At 38.8% G+C, this 15,731-nt stretch carries 13 protein-coding genes; 3 read left to right on the forward strand and 10 right to left on the reverse strand.

The window, feature by feature from the left end; translation table 11 throughout:
• Window position 1: 1 nt before the first annotated feature.
• The 3 genes from asnB (J9318_RS02210) to J9318_RS02220 are packed head-to-tail and all read right to left on the reverse strand — an operon-like array spanning window position 2 to window position 3,740.
• Window positions 2-1,885, reverse strand: coding sequence for an asparagine synthase (glutamine-hydrolyzing) (gene asnB, locus J9318_RS02210; RefSeq protein WP_210560890.1), 1,884 nt, complete (start codon window positions 1,883-1,885; stop codon window positions 2-4).
• 6 nt (window positions 1,886-1,891) lie between these two features.
• Entirely contained in the window at window positions 1,892-2,818 is a 927-nt protein-coding gene (locus J9318_RS02215; RefSeq protein WP_210560892.1) for a polysaccharide pyruvyl transferase family protein, read from the reverse strand.
• Window positions 2,808-3,740, reverse strand: a complete 933-nt coding sequence (locus J9318_RS02220; protein ID WP_210560899.1) for a glycosyltransferase family 2 protein — start codon at window positions 3,738-3,740, stop codon at window positions 2,808-2,810. Before J9318_RS02220 ends, J9318_RS02215 begins: the two co-directional genes overlap by 11 nt.
• A gap of 88 nt (window positions 3,741-3,828) precedes the next feature.
• On the opposite strand from J9318_RS02220, the gene J9318_RS02225 reads away from it, so the two are divergent.
• The 3 genes from J9318_RS02225 to J9318_RS02235 all read left to right on the forward strand — a co-directional run bounded on the left by J9318_RS02225 (window position 3,829) and on the right by J9318_RS02235 (window position 7,274).
• Window positions 3,829-4,740, forward strand: a complete 912-nt coding sequence (locus J9318_RS02225; protein WP_210560901.1) for a glycosyltransferase family 2 protein — start codon at window positions 3,829-3,831, stop codon at window positions 4,738-4,740.
• 8 nt (window positions 4,741-4,748) lie between these two features.
• Window positions 4,749-6,170, forward strand: coding sequence for a lipopolysaccharide biosynthesis protein (locus J9318_RS02230; protein WP_210560902.1), 1,422 nt, complete (start codon window positions 4,749-4,751; stop codon window positions 6,168-6,170).
• A gap of 162 nt (window positions 6,171-6,332) precedes the next feature.
• A complete protein-coding gene (locus J9318_RS02235) occupies window positions 6,333-7,274 on the forward strand; it encodes a glycosyltransferase family 2 protein (protein WP_210560904.1) in 942 nt (313 codons plus the stop codon).
• On the opposite strand, the gene J9318_RS02240 is transcribed toward J9318_RS02235, so the two are convergent.
• Genes J9318_RS02240 through J9318_RS02270 form a run of 7 tightly spaced genes read right to left on the reverse strand, consistent with a single transcriptional unit; the run spans window position 7,257 to window position 15,731 of the window.
• Complete coding sequence (locus J9318_RS02240; RefSeq protein WP_210560913.1) at window positions 7,257-8,219, reverse strand: glycosyltransferase family 2 protein; 963 nt, start codon at window positions 8,217-8,219, stop codon at window positions 7,257-7,259. The two genes, J9318_RS02235 and J9318_RS02240, sit on opposite strands and share 18 nt — an antisense overlap.
• The gene (locus J9318_RS02245; protein WP_210560914.1) at window positions 8,216-9,484 is read right to left on the reverse strand and encodes an O-antigen ligase family protein; all 1,269 of its coding nucleotides are present in this window, start codon (window positions 9,482-9,484) and stop codon (window positions 8,216-8,218) included. The genes J9318_RS02240 and J9318_RS02245 overlap by 4 nt, the downstream gene beginning before the upstream one ends.
• Before the next feature lie 4 nt (window positions 9,485-9,488).
• Entirely contained in the window at window positions 9,489-10,643 is a 1,155-nt protein-coding gene (locus J9318_RS02250; protein ID WP_210560921.1) for a glycosyltransferase family 4 protein, read from the reverse strand.
• Window positions 10,644-10,647: 4 nt separating this feature from the next.
• Window positions 10,648-12,549: an asparagine synthase (glutamine-hydrolyzing) gene (asnB, locus tag J9318_RS02255; RefSeq protein WP_210560924.1), complete on the reverse strand. Its 1,902-nt coding sequence runs from the start codon at window positions 12,547-12,549 to the stop codon at window positions 10,648-10,650.
• Between the two features lie 2 nt (window positions 12,550-12,551).
• Window positions 12,552-13,364, reverse strand: coding sequence for a glycosyltransferase family 2 protein (locus J9318_RS02260; RefSeq protein WP_210560929.1), 813 nt, complete (start codon window positions 13,362-13,364; stop codon window positions 12,552-12,554).
• A 2-nt stretch (window positions 13,365-13,366) separates the two neighbouring features.
• Entirely contained in the window at window positions 13,367-14,878 is a 1,512-nt protein-coding gene (gene xrtA, locus J9318_RS02265; RefSeq protein ID WP_210560934.1) for an exosortase A, read from the reverse strand.
• A gap of 1 nt (window position 14,879) precedes the next feature.
• On the reverse strand, window positions 14,880-15,731 hold the full coding sequence (locus J9318_RS02270; RefSeq protein ID WP_210560936.1) for an XrtA system polysaccharide deacetylase: 852 nt from the start codon (window positions 15,729-15,731) through the stop codon (window positions 14,880-14,882).

Genomic DNA, 15,731 nt, shown 5'->3' on the forward strand with positions numbered 1-15,731 from the left:
TTTAGTCCGTATTCTTCCTAAGCCACTCTTCTAGCACCACTAATTGCCACAACGTTTTATGGTGGTCATATTTATTGGCATTGTGCTCAGTGATGAGTTGTTGGATTCGTTCCACTTTAAAGAACTGGTGTAGCTTGGAATCGTCCGACAATAACAAGTCTTGTGCGTAGTCTTTTAGCTCGTTTTGGAACATCATTTTTAGTGGTGTTGGGAAGCCCATTTTTTTACGATAAATGATGTCGTTTGGCAGTATGCCTTCCATCATTTTTTTGAGTGGGTATTTGCCTTCGCCTTTTTTGATTTTGTGGTGCGACGGTATGGTGGCTGCAAACTCAACTAAACGATAGTCTAAAAAGGGTACTCGTAATTCAACGGATGTTGCCATGCTCATACGATCGGCTTTAATTAGTAAGTCATCCACTAGCCAAGTTTTTGTATCAAAGTAGAGCATTTTGTTGAGCTGGTCTTGGCCCTGCATATTTTCAAATAGCTGTTTTGAATATGCACCATGATTGGTTTTGGCTTTTTCTGATTCTAGCTGTTGTTTAAATTCGGGCTTATATAAGGCTTCTTTTGAGGCGTCTGGATAAGTAGACATGCCTTTATAGCGTTGCTCTATAGGTTGTGTGGCCATGTTTAGGTATTTAGATACCTTATGGCTTTTGCCCAATAACTTGTTTGAAATTCCTGCAAAAAACTCACTGCCGCTTTGTCCAACTACACCACGATATTTTTCCAATACATTCATGTATTGGTATAAGTCATAACCAGCAAATATCTCATCAGAACCTTCGCCCGACAAGGCAACGGTGACTTTTTCTTTAGCAAGCTTAGAAACGAAAAATAGCGATATTGCGGCCGCTTCTGTTACTGGCTCATCCATTAATTGAATGTATTCTGGGATGAAGTCTTTAAACTGTTGTGGGGTGATCTTAAGTTCGTGGTGATCGGTGCCAAACTTCTCTGCCACCATACGAGCGTATTGAGTTTCATCGAAGTTTTTACCAAAGTCATAAGCAATGGAGAAGGTTTTAAGTGGCTCTTTCACTTTGTCAGCCAGTAAACCAACAACAGCACTTGAATCAATGCCACCGCTTAAGAATATACCTAGTGGCACGTCACTGCGAAGTCGAAGGTCAATAGCGCTCTCAAGTAAGTGTTTACTTTCGTTTAAATAATAGTCAAAACCTTTGTCTTGGGTATTATCAAACTTAAGATCCCACCACTGAGTAATACTCATTTGTTTGTTTTTAATAATGGCATAATGACCCGGCATTAATCGATTAATGCCTTGGTGTAAGGTTTTTTCGCCGGGAATATAACCAAAGCTCATGTAGTCGTCGATAAGCTCGATATTAAGGCTTGGCAAGGCAGCTAAGCCCTTTAAAATAGCTTTGGTTTCAGACGCAAAGATTAATTCGTTGTCGTCTTGGTAATAATAAACAGGCTTAATACCGAGGCGATCACGAGCCAGAAACAGTTCTTGAGTTTGGTTATCCCAAATCGCGATAGCAAACATGCCATTAAATTTATGCAAACATTCAACACCGTATTCTACATAAGCTTGCAAAATAACTTCGGTATCTGTTCCGGTTTCAAAGGTATAGCCTTTCTGTTCTAATTCAGCGCGAATTTCTATGTAGTTATACACTTCGCCGTTGTATGAAATAACAAAACGACCTGTTTGTTCAATTCGCGGCTGGTGGCCAGCTGGAGTAGGATCTAAAATGCTCAAACGTAAATGTGCTAGGGCACAATAGCTATCGTCTGAAATCCACAGTCCATTATCATCAGGTCCACGATAAGGCATAGTGTCTCGCATGGCGGCAATACGTTCTGCATCCGCTGCGTTATTGTAATTAAGTGTTCCTAGTATACCGCACATATAAATTTACCTATCGGGTATGCCTCTGAGAATATGTATAGCTTTTGTTAGACGGTAGCTACGGTGTATATTGGAGGGTATGAGTCGTGATAAAATACTTCGCTTTGTGAATTTTGTCGCCTCTTCATCATTCAACCAAGTTACTGATGTTGTGCGAGCTGACATAGTGTGTTCGAAAATACTTCTGTTCTTATGGTACTTACTTCCAAATAAATATGTTTTTTTATCTAGTAAAAAACCTAAAATACTAGAATGGGTCCTATTCGTGATAATGCGTTTTGCATTGGAATGAATTCTTAACCAATGATCGAATGAAATAGCTTCCTCAGCCGGATCCAAGTATATTTTTGTTATATCTTTCGTACCCGCTACATTTGATGCTTCGTTGTCTATGCGATATCCATGAAGCGTATAACGTTCATTCAAAGATCCTATTTTCTTTTTTAGTTTGTTTATATTTGTATAAAACGCAGTGTCTTTATCTAGTAGAAGCTGGCTATTGTCAGTTAAAGTTGGAAAGTTCTGTAAGAAATTAAAAGTTGTTTTTTCTCGTGTATAAAAATACAGCGATTTGCAATTTAGTTTAGATAACGAGTCTGTAAAGACCGAATCAAGAAACTGCTTGTCTTTTGATGCAGTACATGGTCCTTGAATAACAATATTGCTGGTGAATTCACATGCGTGTTTTAAACACTTATATGCACGACCGGTGCACCAAGGGTTATATCCGCCACCGCCATGCAAATAAATAACTTTATCAGTATGGAACGTCGTTAAAAACTCTTCGGCAGTCATAGTTGTGAAGCTAATGTCATGTTGTTCAGCTAGATGTTCCGCACCTAGGTAAATTAGATCATCTCCCCAGTTTCCCCCAGGTTTTACAAAGATGAATGTTTCGTTTTTGTGTTTCTCGAATAATTTATTAAGATCCATTTCTTATACTATAACCTCTTCTAAACCCAACCATCTTTCCTAAACAGAAAGCTACTTTATTGATATGGAAAAACCGTGTCCTTTCTCGTGGGAGTATAAACTTTAAAGTATTCACCACAAACATTTTGTATAGATATAGTGGAATATTGAATAGTATCCGGCCTTTTGGAGATCCTTCTAAAATAGAGTCCGTTAGGCCATGTCTATAGGTTCTCTTTAAAGTCCATGTTGTGGTGCAGTTGTCTTTTGGTATGTAGTGATGCACATTAGCTCCAAAACAAAAAAGGCCGGTGAAGCCTTTGGAGATTATTTTTTCCATTAGTCGCGTTTCTTCGCCTACAAGTCCTGAGTTATTACCAGACGCAGAGCCGGCATCATAACCTCCCACTGACTTCGCCAAATTAACTAGGATACCGTGATTACCGCCTAAAAAATCAGGACTGTCTATTACCTGATCATACTTGAAAGGGTGATAGCCAACTACTGATTTTGGAAGATAAGGCTTTAAATAATTAGCTGGCTGGCGCTCATAAAGAGGAGTAAGGGGGCCACCGAAAAAACCAATCTGTTGTCCCTTGTATAGCTCTAATGAGTTAAAATATGAAACAAGACTATTTTCATCGAATGTTATGTCATTATCAAAAAAGAATATTACATCCGAAGTTGAGGTATCTAATGCTAAGTTTCTTGCCTTTGAGAGATTACCCTCATCTAAATTTAGATATTTAACGGGTATCAAGGGTTTAAAGCTTTCTACTACAGAATGAGCACCACACCTCCCCCCATTTTCTACGACCCAAATAGTATCAACATTATTAGGCATGTTAACATTTGCTAATGAGGAAAGGCATCGCTTCAACATTTTGATGTTTTTGTATTGAGGTATCGCAATATCCATTTTCCAATTTGACGGTAACCCCATAAAAACCTCTTGCGTTGTATGATTTTCTATCTTTCTTTGAGTGAAGATAATATACTTATTTTTAAAGTCTGTTAAGGAACAAATAGCAATGAAGGTATCAGTTTTATTAGCGACCTTTAAAAGAGATGGAGCTCTTACGCAAACATTAGAAGGTTATTTAAAATTAGTTTCAAATAGTGCCGATTTTGAAGTTTTGGTAGTCGATAACGCAGTACTCCCTTCAACAAAAGCATTGGTTGCTTCTTACTTAACTCAAGGGCTAAATATTAAATATATCGAGTGTGCTAAGCCGGGTAAGAATGCGAGCTTAAATAAAGGCTTAGACTATTTAAGCGGAGATCTTATTGTTTTAACAGATGATGATGCAATTCCCTCATCAGACTTTATTTGTAACTTTATACACGCAGCCGAAAAACATGTGAATGTCGATGTTTTTGGAGGTGCAATTTTACCTTTTGGTCCAAATTTACCATCTTGGGTAGACGTCACCAATAGTTATATGCAAGGTGCTTATGTAATTCGGCCAAAAACGACAAAAGACAAAAAGGTTCGACCTACATACATCTGGGGCCCTAATATGGCTGTTCGAAAGTCTATTTTCGATTCTGGCTTTAAATTTAATGAAGCTATTGGCCCTAACGGAAATAACTATGTTATGGGAAGTGAAACTGAATTTCTGAATAGACTAGAAAAGGCTGGCTATAAAGCGATGTTCTTACACTTGCCATATGTTTTACACCAGATTAGAGACGAGCAGTGTTCGATAAAGTGGTTAATGGGTAGAGCTGATCGACAAGGTAAGGGCTTGGCTTACCACAAGTACTCTAATGGCCTAATTCCAAGCTTACACGAAGCAAGAGAAAAAATATCTAAAAACAAAATTGAACAAATTAAAGAAGTGTTTAAGGGGTTATTAACTATAAATACTTCTCGGATCATTAGTGCGCTCTATGTTCTAAGACTAAAACGATCTGAATTCAACTCATTATTTAACGACTGAATATTATTTTGAAAAAAGCATTTTTCTGGTCTTTTGCGACTAATTATCTAGGCATTGTCATAAACTTTATATCGGTTATTGTTTTGGCTAGACTGTTAACGCCGAGTCAAATAGGCACTTTTGCTATTGCGAGCGCAATTTTTGCCATCGGACAAATATTTCGAGATATGGGGGTCTCTAGTTATTTGATTAGGGAACGGAACCTCTCTGAAGCAAAAGTAAGCGGTGCATTGGCTATTGTTTGGATACTTTGTACATCCATCGCACTTATACTTTTTACAATAGCCAACCCGATTTCAATTTTTTATAAGCTACCTGAATTAAGCAAAATTTTTCAAATTTTGGCGGTCAATATTTTGATAATCCCATTTGGAACTGTCGCACAAACACTGCTAAGAAGAGAAATGAACTTCAAAACCCTAGGTGGCATTGAGTTGGTCAGTCAAACAATTCATTTAGTTGTTGCTGTGTCATTAGCATTACATAACTTCGGTGCATCAAGTTTAGCCTGGGCCTCATTATCTGCTACGATATGTACGTTACTTTTACTGAATGTTTTGGTTAAAAAAAATAAAAGGTACCTTCCGAAGTTGGGCGAAATCTCAACCGTTTTTCCATCTATTTCAACAATTGGTTTTGCGAATGTATTAGCGACGCTTAATAATCGTTCGGCATCACTTATTATTGGAAAGAGTCTTTCAGAGGGGGCCGTTGCCATTATGGATAAGTCGTTAGTAGCCATTGAAATGTTGAATCAGTTGCTAATGAAAGCTATTCAAAATGTACTATTACCGCTTTTTACTAAAGTACGTGGACAAAGAGGAGACTTAAAAAAAGTCTACTTACTTATTACTGACTATACCTTGCTGATGGCACTTCCTTTCCTTTTTTACATTGCTGTGCTTGCGGAATTTGTTGTTTTAACTTTATTTGGAGAGCAATGGGTAGAGGCAATACCGCTAATCCCTGTTTTTGCACTTTCCGCCGCATTTGGCCTATCGACACGTTATTTTTCTGAAATAACAATTTCGTTAGATTTAGAAAGAGTATTATTAAAGCTTAATCTTATTGTTTTTGTTTCCAAAGTGATTTCAATTATTTTCGCTAGTCCTTATGGGTTAATTGGTATTGCGTATGTTTTATTGGCAATTTCTATGTTCCGTGCGTTCTATATAATGTTGCTATTGAAGCGCTTTGTCGGCATTGGGTTTCTGGATTTTTTACGCTCTATAAAGGTAACTTTATTTGTAACATTAATATCTACAACTCCATATTGGCTTGGTAACTTCTATTCAGTAGACTTTCAATTTTATAATGCTGTAGTACCTTTATTTCTAATTGTTGTTGCAGTATGGCTTAGTGCAATCTACATCACAAATCATAGTGCCAAAGTTGAAGTTATTAATATATATAAAAAATTACGTAAATGAATCTTTTTTGTGCTCGAAATGCCAAAGCTAAACAACCGAAGGCGTTGTATGCTGTATATTCCTTTAGGTTTTGTTTGTCTAAGCTAATTCTGGACTTAGTTGCAGCTTATTTTTATCAAGTTAAATGTATTTTCAAATTTTAATATTTGTAGGAAACAAATTATGTTTGCACCAATAAGCGTTGTTATACCTGCCTATAACATGGAAAATTTGATCACCAAGACGCTTGATAGCTTGACTGCTCAAACGGTAAGCCCAACTGAAGTTATTGTGGTTAATGATGGTTCTACTGATCTAACTCTAGCCGTTGTTCAAAGTTGGCTTGACTCTAACGACACTAATTTTAGCGTTCAAATTATTGATAAAACTAACGGTGGACTGTCTAGTGCCCGTAATTGTGGAATAAGAGCTGCGAGTTACGAACTGATTGCCCTGTTAGACTCCGATGATCGTTATGAACCTAAGTTCATCGAGACTGCACTTTCTGCCTTCGAAGCTAAGTCGGGTCTTGCTTTGTTTTTTGCAAATCAAAGAGTGGTTGATGAACATGATCAAAAAATGATTGAGTGGCTTGAAATAAAGTCTATTACAGAGTGTCGCTATTCCAAGTTGGTTGGAAATATTAACTTACTCAATGAATCGATTATTCCCAAATTAGTGAACGGCAACTTTATTTCGTGCAGTGCCTCTGTATTTAACAAGTCATTTTTTAATTTAGATGAGTTATACGATGAAAGCCTAAAAGCGGGCGAAGATGTGGAGTTTTTGATGCGTGTTTTGCGCGATAAGCACGTTGCTTTTACTTATGACGAATTAGCAATCGTATTGAGACATTCTGGTAGCATTACTCAATCGAAGCGTCATGTGGTGCATATGGGGCGTATCTTTGCGCTTAATAAAAACTATAAGTATCTACAAGCGCATGGTGTTGATGTAGAAGGCATAGTTAAGCAGCAGTTTGCGCATTGCTATTATCAGTTATCACTATTAGGTTTAAATCAATTAATTAGCTTTTCAAAAGAGTCTAAAGCGACTTTAGGTATTTATTACGGACCGAGTCTTAAAGATTATTTACGTGCTTTCATATCAACGTTTAATAAATAAGATTAGCTTAATGATATTTAATATATTGGCAACAGAAGGATTTAGTTTGAGCGCCTGTAAATAATAATGAAAAGAAGTCTTAAGCAGCCTTTGTTGTCGATAATAAAAACCTAAATGACTCGCATGTTGGCTAATTTTCTTTTTATAAAGTGAACGAGTTGTTGATGTTAATAGTTGTTTATAACGCGTTAGATTTTTTATATGTGAGTCGTAGGTGCCAACTAACATTTTTTCGTTTTGTTTTGTAATGCTATTCGGGTTAATTCTGTATTGTGATAGTGCTTGAGGGCAATAGCCTATCTGATTATTGCTCACCAACCTAAACCACAAATCTAAATCTTCGCCAATGGTAAGATCGTCATCGAAGCCAAAACCGTCTTTTAATAAACTCGATTTAATACAAATGGTAATCGTATGTATAGCTGTGGTTTCGCAGGCCATAAATTGCAAAAACTGCTTATTAAAAATCACTGTATCTGGCGTGTATGACACAAGGTGATCAAATCGTTTTTCTAGTGCTTTTTCTAAAAAGTCACGATTATTTAAGTAGGCGTTTTCGAGTCGATTACCTTGCTCGTTGATAGTGGAGAAATCAGAGAACCAAAGGGGTGTGACAGGGTTTTTCAAAAAAAACTGTTGGCACTGGGCGAGCCTGCTCGGTTCATAGGTATCGTCTGCATCTAAAAAGCAAATGTATTCACCCGTTGCCCTTTTTAAGCCGTTATTGCGGGCTATACTTGGCTTACCACCGTTATTTTGGTTCAAATAGATAATTCGTGGCTCTTCTTTTGCCCAAGCTTTTACTTTATCGAGTGTTGAGTCCGTTGAACCATCATTTACAATAATCAATTCCCATAATGGGTACTCTTGTGCAGTGACAGATTTTATCGCAATGTCGATAAATTTTTCTGCGTTATAAGCCGGCATAATGATTGAAAACTTCATTCTTTGGCCTTTTTCTTAAGCATTAAATCAAAGGCGGTAATAAATGCGAACATCCATATCGATATTTCCATAACTTTACTATTAGAAAATTGACTCGCAGCTAAAACGCCCATATAACCGCTTAATAGCCCTAGTGCGATTAATCGGTTTTGATTACTATAGTCTCTATCTTTAATTATCCTGAGCGCAGTAAAAAGACAGGTTAAGACCAACATAAAATATAAAAAGCCGCCTATTATTCCGTGATCGGTGAAAATACTCATAGTAAGATTATGAGATCCACGTACCCCGCCTAACGCTGTTTTAGTTAAATATTCCGTCGGAATGTAATAAGGACTCAACAACAGAGTGGTTCGATGACCACCACCAATAATTAAGTTTGTTTTAAACATTTCAATTTGGGCATTTATGATGACCATACGTGATGCTGCGCTTCTTTCTTGAATTTGACCTTCTTCATCTGCGGTCATAGATTCAAACCGGTCAATAATCATGTTGATGGACAACGTTGATATGGCTAATAAGGCCACAATTGCCCATTTTAATAAGCGACCTCTAAAGTCTTTGGTGGCAAAAAACATTGCTGAAAAACCCGCAACAGCTAAAGCGCCAATTGCGCCTCGACTGCCGGTCATAATAATTAGGTTGCCAATAAAGGCGAGGGGGATAAAAATTAGATAGTTATACTTTTTAAAATATTCGGATAAAAACACAAAAGCACCCATCATAAGGATAGGAAGCATGTGTATAGCTAGCAGGTTGGAATCTTCGATACTTGGCAGACCTGCATTTTCAAAGCGACCACCGGAATGAGTTTGTAATGCATTGAGTCCAATATAACCTGCTCCGGCAATATTGGTCATAATGACCCAAATAAGTCGCTTTTTAGAATTAACGATGGTAATAATCAGAAAGTATAGAAGCACTACTTTTATAAGTAAAACTAAGTATTCAGAATGCCAGCTAGGACTTATTGCAAAAGGGGTTTGGGCCGCTACAAACGCTAAAAAAGCGAGTAAATATTTTGATGATTTTGCAGTGAGCCACTCGCTTTTGTTTTTTTCGTGCATAAACGTACTCATCAAAGTAATTAGAGCAACAATAAACGTCCAACGCAGTTCAGGAATATAAGCACCCCAATACTTACCAGGTGGATGCATGTAAAAAACAAAAAAGTATAACAATAGGCCCACGTACGGGCGTTTGAGTGCTACTAAGCACCCAATGCTAAATACAGCTAAAAAACCAAGTGCGGTAATTGGCATAAGATTAGCCTTTACTCGGGTTTTGGTGAAGTGCTAACTTTTGGCCTATATCAACCGCACGCTTCGAATTCTCGTGCCACACAAACCCTTTGTCGATGACGCTTTGCTTTACGGCTTCGCGTTTGTGTTTGTAGTTTACGTAGTTTTCTATGGCTTCGTTAAGGCTGGCCTTAAAGGATTGCTGGTTGCCTTTTTCAAAAAATACGGCGGTGTTGTCGCTGAGTATTTCTTCTATGTTGGGTGTTCGCGGTGCAATAATCAGTGAGCCAACGGCCATGTATTCAAACATTTTTAATGGTGAGGCATAGGCGGTCACGTCTGGCTGCAACGAGATATCAAACTGTTTTACAAAATCCAGTACCTTGTCGCGGGTCACTAAGCCTTTAAATTCAACTTTGTCGGCAATGCCTAAGTCGGCAGCTTGTTGTTTTAGCTCTGGCAAAATAGCACCATCACCAATGCACACTAGTTTTAACGGTAAGTGTTTATGCTCGGCAATGGCTTCAATGGCTTTGTCCATTCCATGCCAAGGATTGATAAAGCCGGTAAAGCCAATCACTATGTTGTCTTTTTCTAAATCAATAGGCGAGGCGAGCATTTCGTCAATAAATGGCTGACGTACGCCGTTATGTACTACGGTAATTTTGCTATCAGCTACACCGGCATCGCGCAAATGATCCGCCAAAACGTCGGTTACTGGTAAACAATGATCAGCTCCACGCCATGTATAGTTTTCTACTTTTTTTGCCAGCCACTTTAATGACAAACCACTATAACGGCTGCGTTCTTCAACAAGCGGCGCATTAATTTCTAAAATAAGCGGTACTTTAAAAAGTTTTGATGCCCAAATGCCGGCTGGCTGATAAAGATTGTAACGTTCGTAAATAAACTCAGGCTTAAATTGTTTTATCGCCACGGCGAGTTTAATGAAAACCCATAAGCTATAAGTAAGTTCTAATAATTCATAGATAAAGGCGGGCAGTGCGGCTTTTAATTTACTTACAAATCCACCGTCGTGACCAAAGTCAGACTGTTCGTTTACTTGTGGCGCCACAAACTTGAGTTCATGACCTTGCTCTAAAAGTGCGTTGGTGAGTTCTTCTACGTGAACAAACTGACCGTCTTTTGAAGCAATGCGATGGTGGTATAAAATTTTCATTATTTTACGATTCTTTATTTATTAAATTGGCTTTCAAAAATTCGGCAAATACTGTGAGAGACCAAAGTGTCATGCCAATGTTCTGCTTGCCTGAATAATGCGAGTCTATGAGTTGCTCAATACCGTCCATATTAAACCAATTGCTCGATTTTAAAACGTCTAATTGCATGCGCTTTTTGAGCTCGGACTTGGTCATCATTCTAAACCATTCATCCATGGGTGAGGTAAAGCTTTTTTTGCTTCGCCCTGTTACCCAGCTAGGTAATAAATGACTAGCGATTTGACGCAACAGTAGCTTGGCTTTTCGGCCTTTGATGTTTTGCTCACTTGATTTTGGTAACCATTGTTCCACTAAACGATGATCTAAAAATGGCACTCTCGCTTCGATACTATTGGCCATTGTAGTGCGGTCAACTTTAGTAAGAATGTTGCCCGGCAAATAGGTCTTAAAATCAATATATTGCGCTTTTTTGATAACGTCTTTATTCGTTATTTTACTCGCATACTTCTCGAAATGCGCTTTTGAGCTATAACCCTTTAGTGACGCCGTGAATTCTGGCGTAAATATTTGTGCTAAAACTTCGGGAGGATTAATGCTCATGGCTTGATGGAAATTAGTCACAAAATCGTTATTTAAGGCTGCCAATGTTGATTGCGCTCTTAAAAATTGTGGTGCCCAAGGCATTGCCGGGTAAACATTAGCTAAAAATGCAAACACAGGTTTACCGATGGATTTTGGTAACAGTTGTTTGATTTTGTTTTCTAGGCGCAATAATCGGTAATTACGGTAACCAAGAAAAAGCTCGTCGGCGCCGTCGCCACTGAGCATAACCGTTACTTGTTTTTTTGCTTGTTTGGTTAGCAAGTAAGTGGGAATGGCTGAATTGTCGGCAAAGGGTTCGTCGAACATGGCGATTAGTTCGGGCAAGTAATCAAAGGTGTTACACGATACGCTAATGCCAATATGATTTGTTTTTAAATACGTTGCGACAGTTTCTGCTTGTGCGGACTCATCATATTCTCTTCGGTCAAAGCCCATGGAGTAGGTCGATACGTTTTGGTTTTTATTCATTTCACTGACGATAATCGACGAGTCGACGCCACCAGATAAAAACGCGCCCACAGGAACATCCGCAATGGTTCGCTTGTTAATGGCATCGCTTAACAGCATCTGGCCGTTGTTGAGCTCTTGCGCACTCGTGCTCGTTTCATTGGTATTGATGTTATTTAGACAGTCCCAATATTCCACTGGGTTTACGCTAATATTGTTGAGCTCGATGGTGACTTTATGACCCGCAGCCAGTTTGTTAATGCCTTGATAAATAGTATTAGGCTCTGGTACATATCCCAACGAGAAGTAGTCATGCACAGCAGACAGTGAATATTGTTTTTCGATACCGGGATAAGCAAGTAAGGCTTTGAGTTCTGAGCCTAATAATACTGTGCCGTCGGGTAGCTGTGACCAATACAGTGGTTTAATACCAAGTCGGTCACGCGCAAAAAACACGCTATTACTCGTTTGGTCGTAAATCGCAAAGGAAAACATGCCGTTAAACTTGTCTATACAGGCCTCGCCCCATTCTAACCAGGCGTGCAATAGCACTTCGGTATCGCATTTTGAGTTAAACTCATGGCCGAGCTCTATCAACGATGCTCTAAGTTCATTGTGATTGTAAATTTCACCGTTGTAGACCAAAGCAACATCATTTTTGATTAAAGGTTGATGACCATTGTCGATATCGATAATTGATAAGCGGGTATGGCCGAATCCGACGGTTTCATGGTTATTAATAAAATATCCACGGTCATCGGGGCCACGATGATCTAACGTCGCCGTCATTTCCTTTAGCAACAAATCCGTGTTTTTTTCCAATAAAGGACTAATGATGGCAACAAATCCGCACATGGTTAGCTGTGCCTAGCCATTTTTTTATACAGCCCGCTCAAACCCCAAAAGTAACGATGCTTTTTAAATAGGTAAAACAAACCACCTAAGTGAGAAAAGTGAAACTTGCTGAGTTTAAAACCTCGAGAGAGCTCTTGTGCGTCATGGATCATTTGAGTGTGCGGCAAGTAAGTGATCTTAAAACCCGTTTTCCATACTCTAATGCAGTAATCTACGTCTTCTGGTGAGTAAAAGATTTTTTCGTCTAATAAGCCGGTTTTCTCGACACATTCTCGGCTAATCAGCCAACACGCCGATATGGCATAATCTACATCAACAGGGGCCGTAACTTTGCTAAGCGGGTGTTCGTTGGCTTCTATGTTTTTTAAGAATAAAAAGCGTTTGGCTTTTTGTAAAAGTGTTGGGAATACATCACAAGATAGTTGGAAGTTACCGCTAGCGTAAGTCAGTTTAGGGACCACAATGCCACATTCAGGGTTTTTCTGGCTATAGCTTAGCAAGGCGTCAAGACAAGTTGGCGTAATGTAAGCGTCTGAGTCTAAAACTAACACAAAGTCGCCCGTAGATTCTTTTATTGCACTGTTTCTTGAAAAAGTCGTACCGGTATTTTCTTTAAAAAATATGGGTTTAATAATATCTGGATGTTGTGCTTGGTACTGCTTTAATAATTCAACACTGCCATCTTGGCTACCGTTGTCGACGATAAATATTTCAGAGCCCTGTTCATACTGGCGATAAGCCACTAACAAGGAGTCTAAGCAACGAGGTAAGGTGTTAACTGAGTTAAATGACAATATGACGGCTGACACTAACATGGCTATTGTTCCTGTTGAATAAATTGGCCAAATAACAATTCTAATTGTTCTTGGCTGACATCGGCCTGATCCGCTGACATGATTAACGCTTGTCCACCAAAGTCGGTTTGCAACAATTTATTGATGACTTGATGACCTTTGATTTTCCACGTGTTCGCTGACACAAATCCATCGGTTTTATAAACCATTAGAATATTTCGTTTTTTACCAACTAAGCTAACAATTTGAGTGTATTGCACTTCAATTATTTGCTCACCTATTGTGATAGGTTTCATTTTTTTCGATTTGATAGACCAGCGGTCTGGATTAAATAATCGGTTTTCGAAATTAATCAGTTCTTTGTCATCGGCTTCTGTTGCAAACAGTACTTTGTATGTTGTTACCGCTTGGTTGTTTGACCATGTATTTAATTCGATACTATCCGCGTTAGGAAAGTAAACCGCCCAAGGTGTCATTGGTTGTTTATACAAGTCATTTATTTTTGATACGTGCTCACTGAGTTTACTTGCAACAGCAACATCAGGTTGCGCTTGTTTAATCAGGTTGGCACTCAGCGGTGCAATGGCTAACGCTATCGCCACCACTAGGTAAGCGACGCCAATATTTCTTGGTGAGTCGGTAGTAGTGTTTTTGTTTTCTGCTTTAGCGTTTTGTTCTTCATCAGCAGAAACCGGTTCTATTTGATCTGACAAGGCATTACCAAGCCAAATGAGCATGATCATTACAAAGCTAAAAAATACCCACCCGTAAACGATATGATCAAACCCTGTTGCAGCTTCAATATTGCCTAAATGTGCAATAACGATGATTAGGAAAACTCGCATACCATTTGCGAGTATCGGCACAAAAATACCTGCCGATATCATGACTAAACGGCGTTTATAGCTGTCGATATAAAGCAGGGCATAAAAAATAGCGATGGTAATAGATGAAATTAGAAAGCGGATACCACTGCACGCTTCGGCAACAAGAAAATTACCCGCTGGAATGGAAATATAAAGCCCGTCGCTGTAAACGGGAATTCCCACAAATTCAATCATGGCAATGGATAATACGGCAGTAATTTGTTGCAAATGAGGGATAAGAAAATCACCTACCGGTACCGCTAAAAATAAAAACAGCAATGCACTTTTTAGTTGCCACAGCGCTTTAAAACCATAAAGAGCCCACACAACAAAAGGTATAATGGCCACTAAGCTTAGTTGTGCGAGTAAGTTTATTTGCGCGAGTTCGCTGATTAACCAACAGGCACTAAAAAATAGAATACCTAACGCCGCTAGAGGCTGTGATGCATTAACTTTTAAAGGCTTACGTTGCAGTCGCGAAAAGATCAGTACTGCGGTGAGAGGCACGATAAACAAACCGTGACTATAGGTTTCCGAGTTCATCCATAAATGAACCATATCGGCTACGGTATCGAGATAAAACAATACAAGCAGTGCGACTAGACACACTGCTTCGATAACAGCGCGTTGCATTGCTTTGTTGGTCCTTAACGTATTAACAATATCCATATTAGTCTTCTAAATATACGTTCTGCATCGTATCCCACTGATAGTCAGTGAGTAGTCTTGCAATTTTACCTTCCATTTTGTCTAGGTTGATGTAGTGCCTAAACTTTGATTTGAAGCTTGCATCTTTAACGCGAGGTTGGTTTGGATCAATTTCCCACGGGTGGAAATAAAAACTATAAGGTGCAGACTCTTGTTCCATAAATTTGTTAATGCGACGTTTAGAAAGCCAATAAGGGAATAAGCGGAAGTAACCGCCACCGCCAATGCCGGTGTTTACGTCGTCTTTGCGAATTGTCGGGATAGGTATTTCAATAATACCTTCTGGACGCTCATATTTAAATCGTGGCCAGTTGGGAACGCCATACAAATCGTGTTCAATTGGGTAGGTGCTAGAGCTATATTTAAAACCCAGCTCTACAAGTATTTCGTAAGCCCATTGATTTGAATCGTTAATACTAAAGCTTGGTGCGCGGTATCCGGCAATAGATTTGCCTAAGGTGTCTTCTAAAAATGATTTAGAACGGTAAACATCTTCTTTGAATACGCTTTGGCTTTGGGTTGTTGCACGTTGATGAGCAAAACCATGACTTGCAACTTCATGTCCGCGACGGTCAATTTCGGTAATTAAATCTGGAAACTTTTCGGCAACGGCACCAAGTATAAAAAATGTTGATTTTGCGTTGTGGGCATCAAACAAGTCTAACAAGCGACGTGTATTATCATTCACTCGGTGTTCTAAGCTTGGCCAATCTTTTTGTGAGAACAAAGAGTCAAAAGCAGAAACGTGGAAGTAGTCTTCCACGTCAACGGTCATCGCATGAGTAGTTGCTTTGTTTGGCTTACTGCCCGACAT

It is taken from the genome of Psychrosphaera aestuarii, assembly GCF_017948405.1.
In the GTDB taxonomy this organism is placed as follows: Bacteria; Pseudomonadota; Gammaproteobacteria; order Enterobacterales; family Alteromonadaceae; genus Psychrosphaera; species Psychrosphaera aestuarii.

Coding starts and splice junctions, on each gene's coding strand:
- asnB (WP_210560890.1), bottom strand. CDS start 1,885: ATGTGCGGTATACTAGGAACACTTAATTACAATAACGCAGCGGATGCA.
- J9318_RS02215 (WP_210560892.1), bottom strand. CDS start 2,818: ATGGATCTTAATAAATTATTCGAGAAACACAAAAACGAAACATTCATC.
- J9318_RS02220 (WP_210560899.1), bottom strand. CDS start 3,740: ATGGGGTTACCGTCAAATTGGAAAATGGATATTGCGATACCTCAATAC.
- J9318_RS02225 (WP_210560901.1), top strand. CDS start 3,829: ATGAAGGTATCAGTTTTATTAGCGACCTTTAAAAGAGATGGAGCTCTT.
- J9318_RS02235 (WP_210560904.1), top strand. CDS start 6,333: ATGTTTGCACCAATAAGCGTTGTTATACCTGCCTATAACATGGAAAAT.
- J9318_RS02240 (WP_210560913.1), bottom strand. CDS start 8,219: ATGAAGTTTTCAATCATTATGCCGGCTTATAACGCAGAAAAATTTATC.
- J9318_RS02245 (WP_210560914.1), bottom strand. CDS start 9,484: ATGCCAATTACCGCACTTGGTTTTTTAGCTGTATTTAGCATTGGGTGC.
- J9318_RS02250 (WP_210560921.1), bottom strand. CDS start 10,643: ATGAAAATTTTATACCACCATCGCATTGCTTCAAAAGACGGTCAGTTT.
- asnB (WP_210560924.1), bottom strand. CDS start 12,549: ATGTGCGGATTTGTTGCCATCATTAGTCCTTTATTGGAAAAAAACACG.
- J9318_RS02260 (WP_210560929.1), bottom strand. CDS start 13,364: ATGTTAGTGTCAGCCGTCATATTGTCATTTAACTCAGTTAACACCTTA.
- xrtA (WP_210560934.1), bottom strand. CDS start 14,878: ATGGATATTGTTAATACGTTAAGGACCAACAAAGCAATGCAACGCGCT.
- J9318_RS02270 (WP_210560936.1), bottom strand. CDS start 15,731: ATGTCGGGCAGTAAGCCAAACAAAGCAACTACTCATGCGATGACCGTT.